This is a genomic window from Clostridium gelidum (assembly GCF_019977655.1).
GTDB lineage: Bacteria > Bacillota > Clostridia > Clostridiales > Clostridiaceae > Clostridium > Clostridium gelidum.
In genome coordinates this window covers 4,595,382-4,612,529 of record NZ_AP024849.1, presented here as the reverse complement: position 1 = coordinate 4,612,529, position 17,148 = coordinate 4,595,382, and the positions used below count along the sequence as shown (strand labels likewise).

Annotated in this window: 18 protein-coding genes and 1 pseudogene; 16 read left to right on the top strand and 3 right to left on the bottom strand. The window is 29.4% G+C overall.

Annotated elements, in window-relative coordinates:
* Positions 1–11 precede the first annotated feature (11 nt).
* The 6 genes from psyc5s11_RS21225 to psyc5s11_RS21200 all read left to right on the top strand — a co-directional run bounded on the left by psyc5s11_RS21225 (position 12) and on the right by psyc5s11_RS21200 (position 5,656).
* Positions 12–665, top strand: coding sequence for an HlyD family secretion protein (locus tag psyc5s11_RS21225; protein ID WP_224034457.1), 654 nt, complete (start codon positions 12–14; stop codon positions 663–665).
* An 11-nt stretch (positions 666–676) separates the two neighbouring features.
* The gene (locus psyc5s11_RS21220; protein WP_224034456.1) at positions 677–2,203 is read left to right on the top strand and encodes a DHA2 family efflux MFS transporter permease subunit; all 1,527 of its coding nucleotides are present in this window, start codon (positions 677–679) and stop codon (positions 2,201–2,203) included.
* A gap of 26 nt (positions 2,204–2,229) precedes the next feature.
* Entirely contained in the window at positions 2,230–2,712 is a 483-nt protein-coding gene (locus tag psyc5s11_RS21215; RefSeq protein WP_224034455.1) for a MarR family winged helix-turn-helix transcriptional regulator, read from the top strand.
* 237 nt (positions 2,713–2,949) lie between these two features.
* Entirely contained in the window at positions 2,950–3,915 is a 966-nt protein-coding gene (locus psyc5s11_RS21210) for a tRNA dihydrouridine synthase (protein ID WP_224034454.1), read from the top strand.
* A gap of 168 nt (positions 3,916–4,083) precedes the next feature.
* Entirely contained in the window at positions 4,084–4,596 is a 513-nt protein-coding gene (locus psyc5s11_RS21205; RefSeq protein ID WP_224034453.1) for a GNAT family N-acetyltransferase, read from the top strand.
* A gap of 253 nt (positions 4,597–4,849) precedes the next feature.
* Positions 4,850–5,656, top strand: a complete 807-nt coding sequence (locus psyc5s11_RS21200; protein WP_224034452.1) for a pyruvate, water dikinase regulatory protein — start codon at positions 4,850–4,852, stop codon at positions 5,654–5,656.
* Between the two features lie 404 nt (positions 5,657–6,060).
* Here psyc5s11_RS21200 and psyc5s11_RS21195 read toward each other — a convergent pair whose 3' ends face one another.
* Both psyc5s11_RS21195 and psyc5s11_RS21190 read right to left on the bottom strand, forming a co-directional pair.
* Positions 6,061–6,378, bottom strand: a complete 318-nt coding sequence (locus psyc5s11_RS21195; protein WP_224034451.1) for a hypothetical protein — start codon at positions 6,376–6,378, stop codon at positions 6,061–6,063.
* Between the two features lie 35 nt (positions 6,379–6,413).
* Positions 6,414–6,746, bottom strand: coding sequence for a hypothetical protein (locus tag psyc5s11_RS21190; protein WP_224034450.1), 333 nt, complete (start codon positions 6,744–6,746; stop codon positions 6,414–6,416).
* A 710-nt stretch (positions 6,747–7,456) separates the two neighbouring features.
* Here psyc5s11_RS21190 and psyc5s11_RS21185 point away from each other — a divergent pair.
* The 9 genes from psyc5s11_RS21185 (at position 7,457) to psyc5s11_RS21145 (ending at position 15,268) form a co-directional block, all read left to right on the top strand.
* Positions 7,457–8,497 (top strand): inorganic phosphate transporter, encoded by a 1,041-nt coding sequence (locus psyc5s11_RS21185; protein ID WP_224034449.1) that lies wholly within the window; start codon positions 7,457–7,459, stop codon positions 8,495–8,497.
* Positions 8,498–8,558: 61 nt separating this feature from the next.
* On the top strand, positions 8,559–9,182 hold the full coding sequence (locus psyc5s11_RS21180) for a DUF47 domain-containing protein (RefSeq protein WP_224034448.1): 624 nt from the start codon (positions 8,559–8,561) through the stop codon (positions 9,180–9,182).
* Positions 9,183–9,778: 596 nt separating this feature from the next.
* Positions 9,779–10,033 (top strand): DUF1653 domain-containing protein, encoded by a 255-nt coding sequence (locus tag psyc5s11_RS21175; RefSeq protein ID WP_224034447.1) that lies wholly within the window; start codon positions 9,779–9,781, stop codon positions 10,031–10,033.
* 57 nt (positions 10,034–10,090) lie between these two features.
* The gene (locus psyc5s11_RS21170; RefSeq protein ID WP_224034446.1) at positions 10,091–10,798 is read left to right on the top strand and encodes an SDR family NAD(P)-dependent oxidoreductase; all 708 of its coding nucleotides are present in this window, start codon (positions 10,091–10,093) and stop codon (positions 10,796–10,798) included.
* Positions 10,799–11,221: 423 nt separating this feature from the next.
* A complete protein-coding gene (gene tnpA, locus psyc5s11_RS21165; protein WP_224033074.1) occupies positions 11,222–11,545 on the top strand; it encodes an IS66 family insertion sequence element accessory protein TnpA in 324 nt (107 codons plus the stop codon).
* A complete protein-coding gene (tnpB, locus tag psyc5s11_RS21160) occupies positions 11,538–11,888 on the top strand; it encodes an IS66 family insertion sequence element accessory protein TnpB (protein WP_224033073.1) in 351 nt (116 codons plus the stop codon). Before tnpA ends, tnpB begins: the two co-directional genes overlap by 8 nt.
* Before the next feature lie 99 nt (positions 11,889–11,987).
* Positions 11,988–13,598, top strand: a complete 1,611-nt coding sequence (gene tnpC / locus psyc5s11_RS21155; RefSeq protein ID WP_224033072.1) for an IS66 family transposase — start codon at positions 11,988–11,990, stop codon at positions 13,596–13,598.
* 102 nt (positions 13,599–13,700) lie between these two features.
* Positions 13,701–14,381, top strand: a complete 681-nt coding sequence (locus tag psyc5s11_RS21150) for a helix-turn-helix domain-containing protein (RefSeq protein ID WP_224034445.1) — start codon at positions 13,701–13,703, stop codon at positions 14,379–14,381.
* Positions 14,354–15,268, top strand: coding sequence for an IS3 family transposase (locus tag psyc5s11_RS21145; protein ID WP_311196456.1), 915 nt, complete (start codon positions 14,354–14,356; stop codon positions 15,266–15,268). The genes psyc5s11_RS21150 and psyc5s11_RS21145 overlap by 28 nt, the downstream gene beginning before the upstream one ends.
* Positions 15,269–15,311: 43 nt before the next feature.
* On the opposite strand, the pseudogene psyc5s11_RS21140 reads toward psyc5s11_RS21145, so the two are convergent.
* Positions 15,312–16,235, bottom strand: a pseudogene (locus psyc5s11_RS21140) (transposase); the annotation flags it as partial.
* A 578-nt stretch (positions 16,236–16,813) separates the two neighbouring features.
* Between psyc5s11_RS21140 and psyc5s11_RS21135 the strand changes: the two are divergent.
* Complete coding sequence (locus psyc5s11_RS21135) at positions 16,814–17,035, top strand: hypothetical protein (RefSeq protein ID WP_224038243.1); 222 nt, start codon at positions 16,814–16,816, stop codon at positions 17,033–17,035.
* Positions 17,036–17,148: the final 113 nt, after the last annotated feature.

Genomic DNA, 17,148 nt, shown 5'->3' with positions numbered 1-17,148 from the left:
AGGTGAATTCTATGAAGGAAAAACGTAAAATATTAATAATTGGAATTTTAATAACGATTGTAGTAGCATTAGGTGGGATAGTTTTTTATTATTGGTATGAAAATGCATATTATGTTTCAACTGAGGATGCAAGAGTTAGTGCAGATATAGTTAGTGCAACTCCGCAAATTTCAGGCAAATTATTAGAACTTAATGTGACAGAAGGCGATACAGTTACTAAAAATGAAATATTAGCTCGTCAAGATATGAATGGGCTCCCAGATACAAGTGTTGAACAATCTTTGATGAGGTCACCTATTGATGGTGTAGTTGTAAAAAAACAAGGAACGGTTGGAGAGCTTTTGTCAGCAGGGCAAAGTGTATTTAGTTTAATAGATCCGACTAAACTATATATAACTTCAGATATTGAAGAAACAAAAATTGGGAAAATAAAAGCTGGCCAACCTGTTGAGATTACTATAGATCAGTATGATTCTAAAAAATTTACTGGAAAAGTTAAATCTATAGGAGAAGTTTCAAATTCAGCTTTATCAATTTTACCAGCATCAACTAGTGGAACATTTACAAAAGTAGTTCAAAGAGTAGCTGTAAAAATTGAACTTAATGATTTTGACAGCAAGATTCTTCCGGGAACCAATGCAGTTGTTAAGATCCATGTTAAGTAGTGGGTGATAACATGGAGAAGAATAATAAAGGATTATTAAATAGCTGGTTAGCTTTGGGTGTAGTTGTAATAGGAACCTTTATGTCTATACTAGACAGTAGTATAGTTAATATTGCTCTTCCTAAGATGATGTCTGTTTTTGGAATGCCTTTAGATGATGCTAAATGGATTATAACAGCTTATTCATTAACACTCGGAGCTATTATACCATTAACAGGATTTCTTCAGGATACTTTTGGATCTAAAAAAATATATATGTTTGCTTTAGGTATGTTTTCTGTAGGGTCTTTATTGTGTGGTTTTGCTTGGAGTGGTGGAACTATGATAGCATTTCGTATACTCCAAGCTCTTGGCGGTGGGATGATAATGCCAGTAGGAATGTCCATCATATATAGCTTGTTCCCTAGAGAAAAAATAGGACTAGCTCTTGGTTATTGGGGAATAGCAGCTATGGCTGCGCCTGCTATAGGACCAACCCTCGGAGGATTTATTATCGAAAAGATGGACTGGAGAATGATTTTCAATGTAAATGTTCCTATAGGGATAGTCGGCGTAATAATGGCAGGAATTTTATTAAAAGATTCGGAAAGAAAGCCTATTAAATCCTTTGATATAATAGGATTTTTATCTTGTACAATTGGACTCGTAAGTGTATTATATGTGCTTGGAGAAGGTTCTTCAATTGATTGGAGCAAGATGGAAAATGCAATATTAATGACACTTGGGATATTAAGTCTTATATTATTTGTAGTAAATGAGCTTACACATCCAAATCCATTATTAGATTTGCGAATTCTTAAGTTATTTGATTTTAGTATAAGTTTAATTATATCTAGTGTCTTAACCTTGGCACTTATGGGATCAGCTTATATATTACCTATGTTTTTGCAAAATATAAGAGGATATACTGCTATGGAAACAGGAGTCATTATGTTACCCTCTGCCTTGGTAATGGGAGTTTTGATGCCTGTAAGTGGAAAGCTGTTTGATAAGTTGGGTGCAAAACCTCTTGTAATACCTGGACTAATTATATTAGGTATTACATCTTATGAACTTGCAAATACTATAAATATGAATACAAGTAAAGAGTATATAATATTAGTTACTTGTATTAGATCAATAGGACTCGGGCTTGCTATGATGCCAATTAGTACAGCTGGAATGAATGCTGTAAAATCAGAATTAGTATCAAGGGCATCAGCTCTTAATAATACGATTAGGCAAGTATCTGGTGCGCTTGCTGTAACTATAATATCTACAATAATGCAAGGGAGAGGTGATTATAATTACGCTAAATTAGCAGAACAAATAAATGTTTATAATAAAGCATCAAATGATTTCTTAACTTCAATAACAAGTGCATATATACATTCGGGGATGTCACAAAGCATGGCTAAAGTTTCTGCTTTATCTAGCTTGATGCAAAAGATAAAGGGGCAAGCAACTATAGACGGAATGCAATATGCTGTTATGGTAACAGTAGCAGCAGTAGCAGTAGCTTTGATTTTAACTTTCTTTATGAAAACTAAAAGAGTGTAAAAACTTAAATTTAGGAGGTGAATATAGTGAACTTTAAAGAAGATTCATCCAGTGCAAATGTTGAACTAGCTCAAAAACAAGCGGATGAGATAATTGAAATATTTAAAATTATTAGAAAATCTATTGGTTTTAAATCTGAAAAAAGTGCAAAAAAATATGGTTTTACAGCACCTCAAATAGGCGTTATATTTCATTTGCATATGATGCCATCAATAACGCTTCAATCTTTAAGTGAGCATATGAATTTAACTAAAAGTACAGTTTCAGGTATAGTTGATCGTTTAGAAAAACAAGGTGTTGTAACAAGAGAGATCCCAAAAGATAATCGTAGAATTGTAAATTTATCAATTTCTGAAGAATTTAAAAAAAATAATGATATATGTAAAATGAAAAAAGAATTTATGGCTGATTTTATATCTGAGTCAATAAAAAATGCTGATCCCAAAGAATTAGAAAAGATGATTTATGGATTAAGACAATTAAGTATATTATTAAATGAAAATAAATAATATGAATAAAACCACTTTATTAATGTAAGAGTTTCATTAAATTAATCTTACATTAATAAAGTGGTTTGTTTAGGCACAATCAAATAAATGGCAAAGCCAAAAATCTCATTTCTTTGAAAATAAAAAACGTGAATTCAGAAAAACTTAAAACCACGTTCTTAAATAAAATTAAGTAGATAAGAATAGATTAGGCTGATATAATATTTTTAGAAAATTTATTATACGAGGAGTTATTAAATGAAATATTACTTAGCACCAATGGAAGGAATTACAGGATATATATATAGGAATACTTATGAAAAATATTTTCATAATATTGATAAATACTTTACGCCGTTTATTGTTCCAAATAAAAGCAGAAGTTTTAATACTAAAGAATTAAAGGATACTTTGCCTGAAAACAATAAAGGTATGAATATAGTGCCTCAAATACTTACTAATGATTCAGAAGGTTTCATCACACTTTCTAGTAAGTTACAACAATTAGGTTATAATGAGGTTAACTTAAATTTAGGCTGTCCTGCTGGAACAGTTGTTTCAAAAAATAGAGGCTCAGGATTTCTAGCTAAAAGAGAAGAACTTGATATGTTTTTAGATGAAATATTTAAAATGGATTATATGAAAATTTCTATAAAAACTAGAATAGGAAAAGATGATTCAGAAGAATTTTATGAGTTAATAAAAATTTATAATAAATATCCTATAGAAGAATTAATTATTCATCCTAGAACTCAAAAAGATTTTTATGGAAATAAACCCAATTTAGAGGTATTCAAAGACGCATTAGCTTTAAGCACTAATCCAATATGTTATAATGGTGATATTTTCACTACTAAGGATAATAATAAATTAATAAAATCTTTTCCAGAAGCAAAAACAATAATGATAGGAAGAGGGATAATATCCAATCCAGGCTTAATGAATGAAATTAAAAATAATACTAATATAAATAAAAAAATATTAAAAGATTTTCATGATGAACTTTTAAATGAATATGTAGAATTATTTAAGGAAGATAGAAATACATTATTTAAAATGAAAGAATTATGGGGATATATGATTTACATATTTTCAGATAATAAAAAATATGCTAAAAAAATAAAGAAGTCACAAAAGTTGAGTGATTATAATGAAGCCGTTTCAAGTTTATTTATGGAGCAAGAAATCATAAAAGGGGCAGGATTGTTTAGTAGTCAAAATTAAACTATCTATATATGTTGCAATTAACAATTTACAATGTACAATTGACAATTATGGATGAAATTCTTACAGAATTTCTTGAATTTGAAATGAAGAATTATTTTTGCAACATATATAGATTTGAAGGTGCTAAAATAAGAAGAACTAGTTTATTGTGAAAGGAATAAAAAAATGGTGAGAGAAGCAACAAAAAAAGATTTAATGGATATTTTGGAGATTTACAACGATGCTATATTGAATACAACAGCAATTTATGATTATAAGGCTCACACTATTGATGATAGAATACAATGGTATGAAAAAAGGAAGCAAGATGGATATCCATTATTAGTATTTGAAAAAGATAATAGGGTAGTTGCATTTGCTACGTTTGGACCATTTAGAGCTTATCCAGCTTTTAAATATACAATAGAACATTCCATATATGTTCATAAGGATTATAGGAACCTTAGAATAGGTAAGATTTTATTGAAAGAACTAATAGACATTGCGAGTGTAGATGAATATGCAACTATAGTAGCATGCATAGATAGTTTAAATGAAAATAGTATTAAAATTCATGAAAAGTTTGGATTTAAGTATTCAGGTACAATAACAAAAGCAGGCTTTAAATTTGGTAAATGGCTAGATTTAGTTTTTTATCAATTGGATCTATCAGGACCTGAAATTCCTTTAGAAGGATAAGTAACTAAAAGAAGAGACTCGTATTGGATTTATTTATAAAAAGATATTACATTTTAAGATGTAGTGTCTTTTTTCTTTTCTCTAAAAATCAATATATGAAATATATTAATGATTATTTGCAAAGAAGGCATACAATACAGCAATTATTGTTGAATAAAGTCTAGTTATGTTATACTATACAGAATGTGATTAAATCGTTAGTGCTTAGTTATTCCTAAGTGCGGAGGAAAAATGAAAAATGGGGGAGATATAAATGATAACACTTTTTGCTGTTTCAGATTCTGTAGGGGAAACTGCAGAAACGCTTGCAAAAGCTGTTGCAATACATTTTAAGAATAATGTGGATATAAAAACAATACCATTTGTGAGAGGCTTGAAGGATGTTGAAAATGCAGTTCAAATCTTTGAAGCATCAATGTCATGTATTGTTATTTCAACAATAGTTTCATTAGATATTATGGAGAGTCTTACTAAAAGGTGTTATGAAAAAAACATTAAACTTATTAATTTGCTTGAGCCAATCATAAATTCTGTAGAATCCATGATGAATATGCACCAAGATTATAAGCCAGGAGCACTTAGGGTATTAGATAGTATTTATTTTAAGAGAATTGAGGCAATGGAATTTGCCATGAAGTATGATGATGCGAAGGATAACAGTGGGATTGAAAAAGCAGATGTGGTAATTGTGGGATTATCTAGAACATCAAAAACCCCACTATGTATGTATCTGGCGAACAAAGGAATTAAAGCAATGAATATACCATTAGTTCCTGAGGTTGAAATTCCAGAACAACTATTTAATATGTCACAAAAGAAGATATTTGGATTAACAGTTGATCCGCTACGATTAATTGATATTCGAAAGAAAAGGTTAGATGAGTATACGGCAATTTATAATAATATTCAATATTATAATGATGCTAGAATACTCGAAGAATTGGAGTTTTCAGATAAAGTAATGAGAAAGCTCAAGTGTAAAGTTATTGATGTAAGCAAAATTGCTATTGAAGAAACAGCCCTTATTATTATGAATGCTCTAGGATATAAAAATGATTAAACGTACTAAAAATTATAAACTATAATAGCTAATAACTTAACTTTCATGCATTAATTAATTATGTGAAAGTTGAGTTATTATTATGTTGCATACCAAAAACTGCGTAGAAAATTAGAAAATATTATCCAAAGCTAGAGAAAACAACATTGTAGAGATTTTATTAAATTTACTTAAAAAATGTATAAAAAAGTGCCCTTGTATGTTATTATTAATCGTCAAAAAAACAAACATAATAAGCAGATTTTCAAATTCAAATGTTGGTATACAATCTTTTTCTTATGTTCAAGCAAGAACATAAGAAAAATGAACATTTTTAACAAATAAAAACTTTTAGACTAAAATATACTTTTTAGTAGCTAAGATTGTGAAAACAGGTAGACAAATAATAATGAAAATAATGTTTGTTAATCTATAGATACGTCTCCATCACCTAGTATTACAATAGTAAAATTAGGATCTAGGGCAATTATGTCATACTTTAGTGAGTTAGGGGTTAAGTTTATAGCCTGTATCATTTTTCCATTTCCATCAAAAAATTGAATGAAAGAAGTATTTGTTTTTGAAAAATTTTGAACAGTATAAAATTTATTTTGTGGGATATTTAAATCACTTACTTTATAAATACCTTGTTTAAGTGTATTTTGAGCAAATACAGGCAATGGATTAATAATATTAAATGATATACATAAAAAAACTAAAAATAAAACCATAAATTTTTTCACGAATATACAACCACCTTTCAAATTCATTATGAATATCAGTCTATAGAAATAAATAGTTCTCCTTTGCCTAGTATTACAAGGCGATAATTAGGTTTTACGGGAATTAAAGTTAGTTTTCTTGAGGAGGGCGGTAATTTCATATATTGTTGTATTTCTTTATTTTCATCATAAATTTGTAAGATAAGATCATCTGTTGATACATTTTGAGCAGAATAAAGATGATCTTGTGAAAGGTATAAATCACTTGCTTGGTAAATTCCTTCTTTATATATATTTGAAGTAGGTTGAGTTATTGCATTAACTTCAATATTAAATGATGAGCATATAAAAACTAAAAATAAAATAATATAAAGCTTAATATTATTCATAATAGAATAGTCATCTCCAATCTTGTATATTCTATTCAATATTGTGTGCAAGTTTAGATTAAATATTCAATAAAGAAATACCTGTGCAGGGAATAAAAGTAATGAAGTTTTCTTTTAATTTGATAGATATAGATAAACACAGTGGAACTCATACTTATGCCTACATCCGCCGAAATTGAATACATATTTATTCCGTAGGACTGTGAAAATTTCGCTGGAAGCATTCTAAATGGGAGGTTGCACCCATTATAGTTTGCTCCAAATGTAAAATTTGGACAAACTATAATGGAACAACCTCCCATTAAGAAGCTTCAGCAGCTTATTTTCAATGCCTACTTCACAAATATGTATCCAATTTCTCTGTTTTGATATGCTCCTAAGTATGGTAAATATTAAATATAATACCAAGCATAAGTGAAATTTCAGTTGTGGGTATCTATAGCAGCAGTAACATTCAAATATATATGAAACTTCTATAGAAAGAACTTTATTTGTTATTGATAAGAAATACAAAGATGATAAAATAGAGGTACTAGATTATTATGAAATGAATGTTAAAATAGAAAACTTAAATTTATATTTAAATAGATAGGTTAAATTCATATTTGAATGAATAGCTTAAATTCATATTTAAATTTAATACCTTAAATTCATATTAAAATGAATAGCTTAAATTTGAATTTTATAGGGAAGACTAGGAGGAATTGTAGATGGTGTCTATCAGCATAACCATAATTTTAATAGCAGTAATTCTAATAGCACTTATTTTTGCACTGTCCAATGGGCTCCATGATGCAAGTTCTGTAGTTGCAACTTGTATTGTTTGCGGTGCAGCAACGCCAAAGCAAGCAATTGCAATTGCATCAATTTTTGGAATGATTGGTTCTATTTTTGGTGGAAGTGCAGTAGCGGATACTATCTCTAAGGTTATAGATTTACCAGTGAATACTTCCATGCTCACAATACTTTTTGCAGCAATTATGGGAGCAGTTATATGGAATTTAGTAACCTGGAGATTAGGATTGCCTTCAAGCTCTACACATGCCTTGATAGGAGGAATTATTGGATCGGTATGGGTATCTTCAGGTTATAAACATATACTATGGGGCTGGAATGAACTAATTGGTGGACAACATGAGCTTACTGGAATTTTAAAAGTAGTTGCTGGTTTAATTATTTCACCAATCCTTGGATTTATAATTGCATTTATTCTTCAAAAACTTACGAAATTGCTACTCCGGAATGCGAAATATACATTAAATAATAGTTTAAATAAGCTACAATTAGGAATAGCTGCAGCACTTGCCTACAGCCATGGTGCTAATGATACACAAAAGATAATTGGAATAATAGCATTAGCGCTGATGGCAGGGAAGGGTATAACTACAATACCCCTTGGAATAAGAATAGCTGGTGGACTTGTAATGTTTATTGGAACAATGCTTGGAGGATGGACAATAATGAAAACTATCGGCAGAGGAATATTTAAAATAAGGGTTATTCATAGTGTGAATTCTCAATTAGCTTCTTCAGGGTCATTACTATTGGCTACTTTTATTGGGGCACCTGTTTCTACTACTCATGTAGTAGTTGGTAGTGTTATGGGGGCTGGTGCGGCTGATGAATATAAAATGGTTCATTGGGGTGTAGCAAAGGAGATTATTTTAGCTTGGTTTATTACAATACCACTATCTGCGGTAGTTTCTGCTATTATATATAGTTTAGCTAATTTTATTTTCAAAGTAATATAAGGCACTATCAAAAATTTAACTTGTTATTTTTTTTATAGTGATTAAAGTGAGGGTGGGAAATATGGATAAAAGAAATATTTTTGATAGGTTTTTTCCAGTAAAATATGATTTTTATGGAATGTTAAATAAACAGGCAGAGTTTAATATGTTAGGTATTCATATGTTACACAAATGGCTAACAAGTAGATCAAATAATGAAAAAGAAGAACTTCTACGGCATGTTAAAGAAGCAGATGAAGTTAGATTAGATATGGAAAGTAAACTTATAGAGGCGTTTATAACACCTTTTGATAGGGAAGATATTTATTCTATATCCGTTGAAATGGATAAAGTAATTGAGTTTGCTAAATCAACATTAGAATCAATGGAAGCATTTGACGTGGAACCTAATGATGTCATTATTAATATGGTGGAAAAGCTTAAGGAAGGTATAGATTATCTATTTGAATCCTTGAAAGTATTGGAAAGTAATCCAATAAAATCTCAGCAAAACATTATTAAAATGCGGGAAACATATGTTAAGGTAGAACAGCTTTATCGAGATGGAATGTCTGAATTGTTTAAGTGTAATGATCCAATGCATGCTCTTAAACAAAGAGAAGTGTACCATCATATAAAAGATGCCTCAGCTTATTTAGAATATACTGTTGATATATTTCACAGGATAATTGTAAGAAGAGTATAAGTATAATATTTATTTTCAATTCTCAAGTGAAATATGGCAAGAGGTATAACTGGAAAGAAAGTGGAACTTGAATTTTAATAATAGATAAACCAATAAACACTCACGGGAAACTTCCCGTGAGTGCTTATTTCATATTAAGTTATTTCAAATGATATTAAACTTATTACATAGTTGTAATGAGTTTTTTGTTATTCAATACTTAGATAATCCTCCTAAATATGATGATTCATGGCACGATGAAAGCGTAATGTTTATCACCTCTTGTTAAGGATATATGGACTTAATGCAATTAATTTTTATATATTAAAGTATATTAATATCATAAAAAAATATGTATTTATTAGACAATAGTATCAATATAATCATATGAAAAACTTGTAAAAAAATACAATTATAATATAATAGTTGTATGATATCAGACAGAATTAGTAATTTATTGTGTGGAAATATTATAATTAGTAAAAATAAAAAAGAGGGATGATTTTATTTGTTAAATTTGCTAATAGGGGAATTAAAGCACTTGATATTTACATAAATGAAAGAACTAATAAAAAATCATAATACATAGTTTTCTATTTTAACGAAGGAGTGATTAAGTGCAAGATATAGATTTGACAGAATTAAAAGGAAAAATATTTACACATTTTAAAGGCGATTTATATTTACTTATAGATATAGCAGAGCATACAGAAACAGGAGAAAAAATGGTTATATACAAAGCGTTATATGGAAAGTGCGGGGTATATGCAAGACCTATTAATATATTCCTAAGTGAAGTAGATAAAGTGAAATATCCTAATGTTATACAGAAATATAGATTTGAGCCAGTAATTATTAAAAGTGTTAAGTAGTACATGATAGTAGAATATTATGTAGCAAAGGTGCAAATTGATAAGGAGAATTAAGTTATGAAAAATGTATTAATTACTGGTGGAGCAAGAGGTATTGGCAAAGAATTGATAGAAGTTTATTATGCAAATAATTATAATATTTTTTCTGTTGTGAGAAAACAAGAAGATGCAGAAGAATTGAATAAAGAATTTAAAAATAACTTTACTCCAATTGTAACAGATTTAACAGATGATAAATGCATTAATATTATAAAAAATACTTTATCTAAAACTGTAAATCATCTTGATTTATTAATTAATAATGCAGGTATTCCAGGAAATGCGTATAAAATTGAAGATGTAACATCAATAGAAATGAAGTCTTTATTTGATATTCATTGTATTGCAATTATTAGAAGCACTCAAGCGACATTAGATTTTTTGAAAAAGTCTAAAAAGCCAAAAATAGTTAATATTACATCAAGATTAGGATCATTAAGTGCAATGGCATCAGGAGAATTTGAGGATCGAAATTTTTCATATTCTTATCGCATTGCTAAAGCGTCTCAAAATATGTTGAGTATTTGCTTGAAAGAAGAACTTAAATCATACAACATAGATGTTATTTCAATTCATCCAGGAAAAGTTAAAACACAATCAGGTTCATCTGATGCGAATTCAAGTGCATATGAATCTGCTATAAAGATATTCAAATGGATTGAAGGCGATAATATAAATAAAAAAGGTACATTTACTGAGCCATATGAAAGAGATTGGTTATGGTAATGATTGTATATTTGATATTATTATTTCACAACATTCATAAAGGGTGTAACAATTAAGGTTTGTAGTTACTGCAACCTTGCGATTTATAACTAAACATTTATCAATTTAATTTGGGGAGATGTAAGTTGAGAAAAGTCATCATAAATCTTGATGGAAAGATACAAACAATTGACTTGAAAAATGAACAGTAATTTTTATTGATTACAGTTACTTGTGGCATAAACTTCCTAATTTGTATATTAACAAATAATTTAAATTCAAATTGAACTGTTTAGTTTTAGTGTGCATATATCAATAATCTAATCTAACAGAACCCAAAATATAAACAAAATTAAAGGTAAGCGTAAAAAAATTAACGGATAGATAAATGTAAGCCTCTATTGTTAAAATTAACATAGATTTTAACAATGGAGGTTTATTTACATGAATAATAATGAGAAGATAAATTGGAGAGAAATTGTTGCTACCTTTTCTTCTTACGAAGGAACGTTAGGAACTTTCTGCAATGCAAATCACATTACTAAAAGTCAATTTCATTACTATAAAAAGAAATTCAAGAATGAAGATAATAATTTACAGTTTCATGCAATTTCAATGAGAGAAGAAAAAGTAACAACTGAAGTCACCGTAGTTCCAGCTGATAGACCTAATATAATAATAGAAATAGGAGCCGCTAAAATATATGTACCGGCTAATGAAATAGCTATTTTGAGTAAGTTGCTTAAGGATTTGATTACAAATGTTTAATCTTAATAAAGTTAATACAGTTTATCTTGCATGTGGAATAACAGATTTGAGAAAAAGTATTGATGGACTAGTAGTGATTGTGCAAACGCAGCTAAAGTTGGATCCGTTTGAAAAAGCCTTGTTTGTTTTTTGCAATAGGCAAATGAATAAAATTAAGATACTTCACTTTGATGAAGGATTCTGGCTGTACTATTTCCGACTTGAAAATAGTAAATTGAAATGGCCGATGACTCCAGACGAAGCTCTTAAAATCAACAAAGAGGAATTGAAATGGTTGCTTATGGGATATGAAGTTAGAACTAAGTCTAAATTTAAGCCAATTGAAGTAAGAAATAGCTTTTAAAACAAATATCGCTGTAAACCCTTAATTTTGAACTTTTACAAGTTTCGGAATTGAGGGTTTTGTGGTAAAATACCCCTATATTTGTTGTGAGGTATAGGGATGGATATTTTAGATTTAGAAGATCAACTTGATAAAAAAACAAAATTATTGATTTCTAAAATGGAAAAAGACATTGAATCAAAAGATAAGGAAATTGATGATTTAAAAAAGGAATTGGCTTTTCTTAAAGGACAGCTCCTTAATAAAAACAGAAAAATTTTTGGACAATCTAGTGAACAAGTTGATTCAAGACAGCTCTCACTTTTTAATGATGCTGAAAAAAACAGTGATATTAAAATAGATGAGCCTTCCATTGAAGAAATTACATATACAAGAAAAAAATCATCTTCTCATTTAGGAAAGAAAGATAATCTATCCGGCCTAGATAGAGTTACAATTGAGCATAAACTTGCTGACTCTGAAACATTTTGCGATAAATGTGGGAATGATTTAATTATAATCGGTAAAAAATCAAAAGAAATTTTAAAATATAAGCCAGCAGAACTTTACATAGAAGAACATATTTCATATACATATGCTTGCAAAAATTGCGAAGCGGATGCTGATAAAGCCAATATAATTTCTGCAAAAATTCCAAATACTTTCTTATATAAAAGTATGGCTTCAAATGAATTATTAGCTCATGTTGTGAGCATGAAATATCAATATGCAATGCCATTATATAGAATGGAATCATATTTTAAGATGATGAATGTTAATCTTTCAAGACAGACATTATCCAACTGGATAATAAGTTGTGCAAATGAACTTCAGCCTGTTTTTCATTATATGAAAGAGGAACTCTTAAGAAGAAATTATATCCACGCCGATGAAACTTATGTGAAGGTTATTGAGGAAAATGGAAAAGACTCCAACTCAAAAAGGTTCATGTGGCTATATCGCTCCGGAGGCATAGAGAACCATATAATTTTATATGATTATCAGAAAACAAGATCTGGTTCTTGTGCTGAAGAATTTCTTGAAGGTTTCTCTGGATATCTTCAAACAGATGGATATGATGGCTATAATAAAGTTAAGAATATAAAAAGACTATATTGTATGGCCCATATTCGAAGAAAATTCTTTGATATAATATCAACCTTAAACCCCGAAGCTCTAAAGCAGTCTCACGCAATAGAAGGGTTTAATTATTGTGAGCGACTTTATAAAGTTGAAAAAGATCTAAGGGAACAATATATATGTAGTGATGATTATTATGGTGATCGACATGCAATAAGGCTCAAGAGATCTGCACCCATTCTTAATAAATTTCAAGAATATGTAGATAATGAAATTGTTAATGCTCTTCCTAAAAGTCCTTTAGGTAAAGCTCTTGCATATGCTCAAAAGTTGTTGCCATATATGAGAACTTTCTTGACAAATGGATGTCTTGAAATTGATAATAATGCAGCTGAAAGAGCTATAAAACCATTTGTAATTGGCAGAAAAAACTGGATGTTCTCCAAGACAGTAAAAGGCGCAAAATCAAGTGCATTACTTTATAGTATTACTGAAACGGCTAAAGCCAATGGCTTAGCAGTGGAAAAGTATTTAGTATATTTATTTGAAATGTTTGCAAATTCAGAAGTTAAGGAAATGGACATATTAGAAAAATGTATGCCATGGTCTGAAAGCATTCAAGATGAACTGCGCGTTAAGACTACCAAATAATTATTTCTATATAAAATTATACCCAACAGAGAATATATGATATGCTCCCTTTATAGTAGACAGTTAAAATAATAAAACTGTTTCTATAAAGGGGGTATTTTAATGTCAAGAAAAACGAAATGCTCTCTGGAAGAGAAATTGAAAGGAATTAAAGAATATCTATCAGGAGAAAAAGCAGTTATACAGATATGTGATGAGATGGCAATTCATAGTGCCACATTTTATGACTGGTTGAAAATATATAATGATGTTGGGGAAGCAAATTTAATAGTTTCTACAAAAAATAAATATTATTCTGATTCGCTTAAACTTAATGCAGTTAAAGATTATCTAGCCGGAAAAGGTTCTTTAAGAAATATATGCTGCATATATGAAATTTCATCTCCTCGTGTTCTCAGAGATTGGATTAAGAAGTATAATGGTCATAAAATATTTAAATCTCATAGTAAGCAAGGAGATAGAATTATGACTAATGGAAGAAAAACTACTTATGAAGAAAGAATTGAGATTGTTGCATTCTGCATTTCGAATAATGGTGATTATCAAGCCACTGCTAATAAATTTAAAGTTTCTTATCAACAAGTTTATGCATGGGTAAGAAAATACGAAGCTAATGGATATGAGGCACTAATGGATCGACGCGGTAAGCGTAAAGAAGCTACTGAGCTTACTGAATTGGAAAAATTATCTGTACAATTGAAACTTATCGAATCAGAAAATACACGTTTAAAGATGGAGATTGATTTCTTAAAAAAATTGAAGGAAGTAGAAAGAAGGCGATAAGTACTAGAATATTTCAAGAATATAAATATATTTCTATAAAAGAATTACATGAGGAAAACGACTATCCAATAGCTGATTTATGCAATTTAGCTAATATTGCACGATCATCTTACTACAAATGGATTAACCGTTCAGAGACTGAATTAGATAAAGAGAATTCACTAATACTAAAAGAAATTGTTAAACTTTATGAAGATGTACATGGTATCTATGGATACCGTCGGATAACAATGAATATAAATCGACGTCTTAATAAACAGTATAATCATAAACGAATTTATAGATTAATGAAGTCTATTAACATGAAATCAGTTATAAGAAAAAAGAGAAAGTCTTATTTGCAAAGTACTCCACAAATCACGGCAGAAAACAAATTAAATAGAGAATTCTATGCAACGAAACCAAATGAAAAATGGTTAACAGATGTTACTGAATTCAAGCTACTTAATGGTCAAAAGGCTTACCTCAGTGCAATATTTAATTTATCTGATAAAAGCATTATTTCTTATGTGGTCGGTCACTCAAATAACAATCAACTTGTTTTTGATACACTTGACTTAGCAGTAATTGCTAATCCGACCGCAAAGCCACTTTTTCATAGTGACAGGGGATTTCAGTATACCAATAGAACTTTTAAGGCTAAACTTGATAAAATCAATGCAACTCAAAGCATGTCACGTGTCAGTAGGTGTATCGACAACGGACCAATGGAAGGTTTTTGGGGAACTCTCAAATGTGAGATGTATTATTTGCAAAAGTTTTATACATATGAAGAATTGAGACAATCAATTGATGAGTACATAGTATTTTATAATACAAAAAGGTTACAGAAAAACTTAAAAGGTCTGACTCCAATTGAATATCGAAATCAGACCTTAGCTTCATAATTTTTTTGTTTTTTCATCTGTCTACTTGACAGGGAGCAGTTCAAAATATTCCGACCCCGGTTACGTATTCACTTTCAACTGCGATTTGTGCATTATATGCAGGTTTCAATTGACCATTTCTCATATGGTCATCTTTCATACGCATAAAAGTTGCATCTGTATCAGTTTTAGAATAACTATTTCTTTTTGATAATATGTTTTTACTGAAATTATATTTTTCTTGTCTTTCTTTATATTCAAATAGTTGCTCTATCCATTTCTGAATTGCAGTTTTTCTTTTACCAATACCGTGAACAAACTCTATGTTTCTTTTGTCTTTTTCATATAAAAGCCATTCGAGAATTTTATCAATATCATATATCAATGTTTCTTTTTTAACAATAAAGTCTCTCGATTCTTCAAGATTGATATTTTCAGCAAGAGTAAGAATCTTATCAAACATTTTTTCCTCATTTTTATAAATGGATTTCTTCCAAACAAAAGTATAACGATTGGCATTCGCTTCGATTTTAGTACCATCAATAAATACATTTTCAAATAATATTTCCTTTTGAGCTGCTAGATATTTAACTTGTTGATAAAATAAATCTTCAATTACTTCATTTGAAAGATATTCTTTACGGAATCTACTAATGGTAGCATGATCAGGTGCTTTATAACCTTGAAGTAGCCACTTGAAATTTATATCTCTTTTGCATGCTTTCTCTATTTTTCTACTAGAATAAACATTTTGAGAATAAGCATACGATACTATTTTGAACATGATTTTTGGTTCCACTGCCGGTTTTCTTCCAACGGAAGAGTACGCCTGATACAACTGTGTATAATTTAATCCCTCCAATATATGGCTTAGCAAGCGGACTGAATCATCTTCTGGTATTAAGTTTTCTAAATTTAATGGTAATATAAGTTGATAATTATCATTAAATTGATTATAATTTTTATTGTATAATTTGGTTTTTAACATAATTTAATTATACTAAAAATGTGAATTCTTTTGAATTCACATTTTTTATTTTTTTATAAAAAAATGAGCTGCCACAAAACTAACTACGTTAGTTTTGCAACAGCCCCTAAGTTTGAATAACCAAATACAAGATGCTCACAGAGAAAGTTCATGTATCCAAATATAAATTTGGACAGTCACTTTTTGGACATTCACTTTTCGATTCTCACTTATCTCACTTAAGATATATGAATAAAACTAATATATTCTAATATTCTTGACCATAAATATTCTTTAAACTTCCTAGTTGTGATATCGCACTCTTTATAAAGATGCATATTTATTCTGAACCATATATATGGAGAAGAATATGCGCCCAAAATGCGGGTTAAGAGGTTATGGTGATAGAAAAGTTAGTTGTTTTTATGTGATTTTTGAGATTAAAATATATATCCATAGTAACAGTGAAAAATTTTTTGGCTGTAAATAAATTTTGGAGTGTGTTGTAAATGATTAAAGATAACAGAGGAAACCCGACTCGTATCCACTCGCTGGGGAAGTTGGAAGAGCCAAATACAAGATTTGGATTCTCACTTCAAATGACTACAGAAAATAGTGAGTGGTTTGATAAGAAACAGATAGCATTGGCGATTAGAAATTCTACTTTGGATGATAAAATCGGGTGTTCATTATTAGCAGGGGAAATTATAAAATATTGCAAAGGGTGTAGCCTTAAATGTATTTGTGATTTGATTGATGAGGTTCGAGAGGAATATATAGAAGAGACTACAAATGTTATTAGTACTTTTAAGGTTGACTAATAGTCATTTTAGATCAAGAGGATACTTAAAGATACTATCGCTTTTCATGGGTATTAAAATAACATTATATTTGATATAACAAAAAGAGGCAGTGTACGATTATTAACACTATC

Coding starts and splice junctions, on each gene's coding strand:
- psyc5s11_RS21225 (WP_224034457.1), top strand. CDS start 12: ATGAAGGAAAAACGTAAAATATTAATAATTGGAATTTTAATAACGATT.
- psyc5s11_RS21220 (WP_224034456.1), top strand. CDS start 677: ATGGAGAAGAATAATAAAGGATTATTAAATAGCTGGTTAGCTTTGGGT.
- psyc5s11_RS21210 (WP_224034454.1), top strand. CDS start 2,950: ATGAAATATTACTTAGCACCAATGGAAGGAATTACAGGATATATATAT.
- psyc5s11_RS21205 (WP_224034453.1), top strand. CDS start 4,084: ATGGTGAGAGAAGCAACAAAAAAAGATTTAATGGATATTTTGGAGATT.
- psyc5s11_RS21200 (WP_224034452.1), top strand. CDS start 4,850: ATGATAACACTTTTTGCTGTTTCAGATTCTGTAGGGGAAACTGCAGAA.
- psyc5s11_RS21190 (WP_224034450.1), bottom strand. CDS start 6,746: ATGAATAATATTAAGCTTTATATTATTTTATTTTTAGTTTTTATATGC.
- psyc5s11_RS21185 (WP_224034449.1), top strand. CDS start 7,457: ATGGTGTCTATCAGCATAACCATAATTTTAATAGCAGTAATTCTAATA.
- psyc5s11_RS21180 (WP_224034448.1), top strand. CDS start 8,559: ATGGATAAAAGAAATATTTTTGATAGGTTTTTTCCAGTAAAATATGAT.
- psyc5s11_RS21170 (WP_224034446.1), top strand. CDS start 10,091: ATGAAAAATGTATTAATTACTGGTGGAGCAAGAGGTATTGGCAAAGAA.
- tnpA (WP_224033074.1), top strand. CDS start 11,222: ATGAATAATAATGAGAAGATAAATTGGAGAGAAATTGTTGCTACCTTT.
- tnpB (WP_224033073.1), top strand. CDS start 11,538: ATGTTTAATCTTAATAAAGTTAATACAGTTTATCTTGCATGTGGAATA.
- tnpC (WP_224033072.1), top strand. CDS start 11,988: ATGGATATTTTAGATTTAGAAGATCAACTTGATAAAAAAACAAAATTA.
- psyc5s11_RS21150 (WP_224034445.1), top strand. CDS start 13,701: ATGTCAAGAAAAACGAAATGCTCTCTGGAAGAGAAATTGAAAGGAATT.
- psyc5s11_RS21135 (WP_224038243.1), top strand. CDS start 16,814: ATGACTACAGAAAATAGTGAGTGGTTTGATAAGAAACAGATAGCATTG.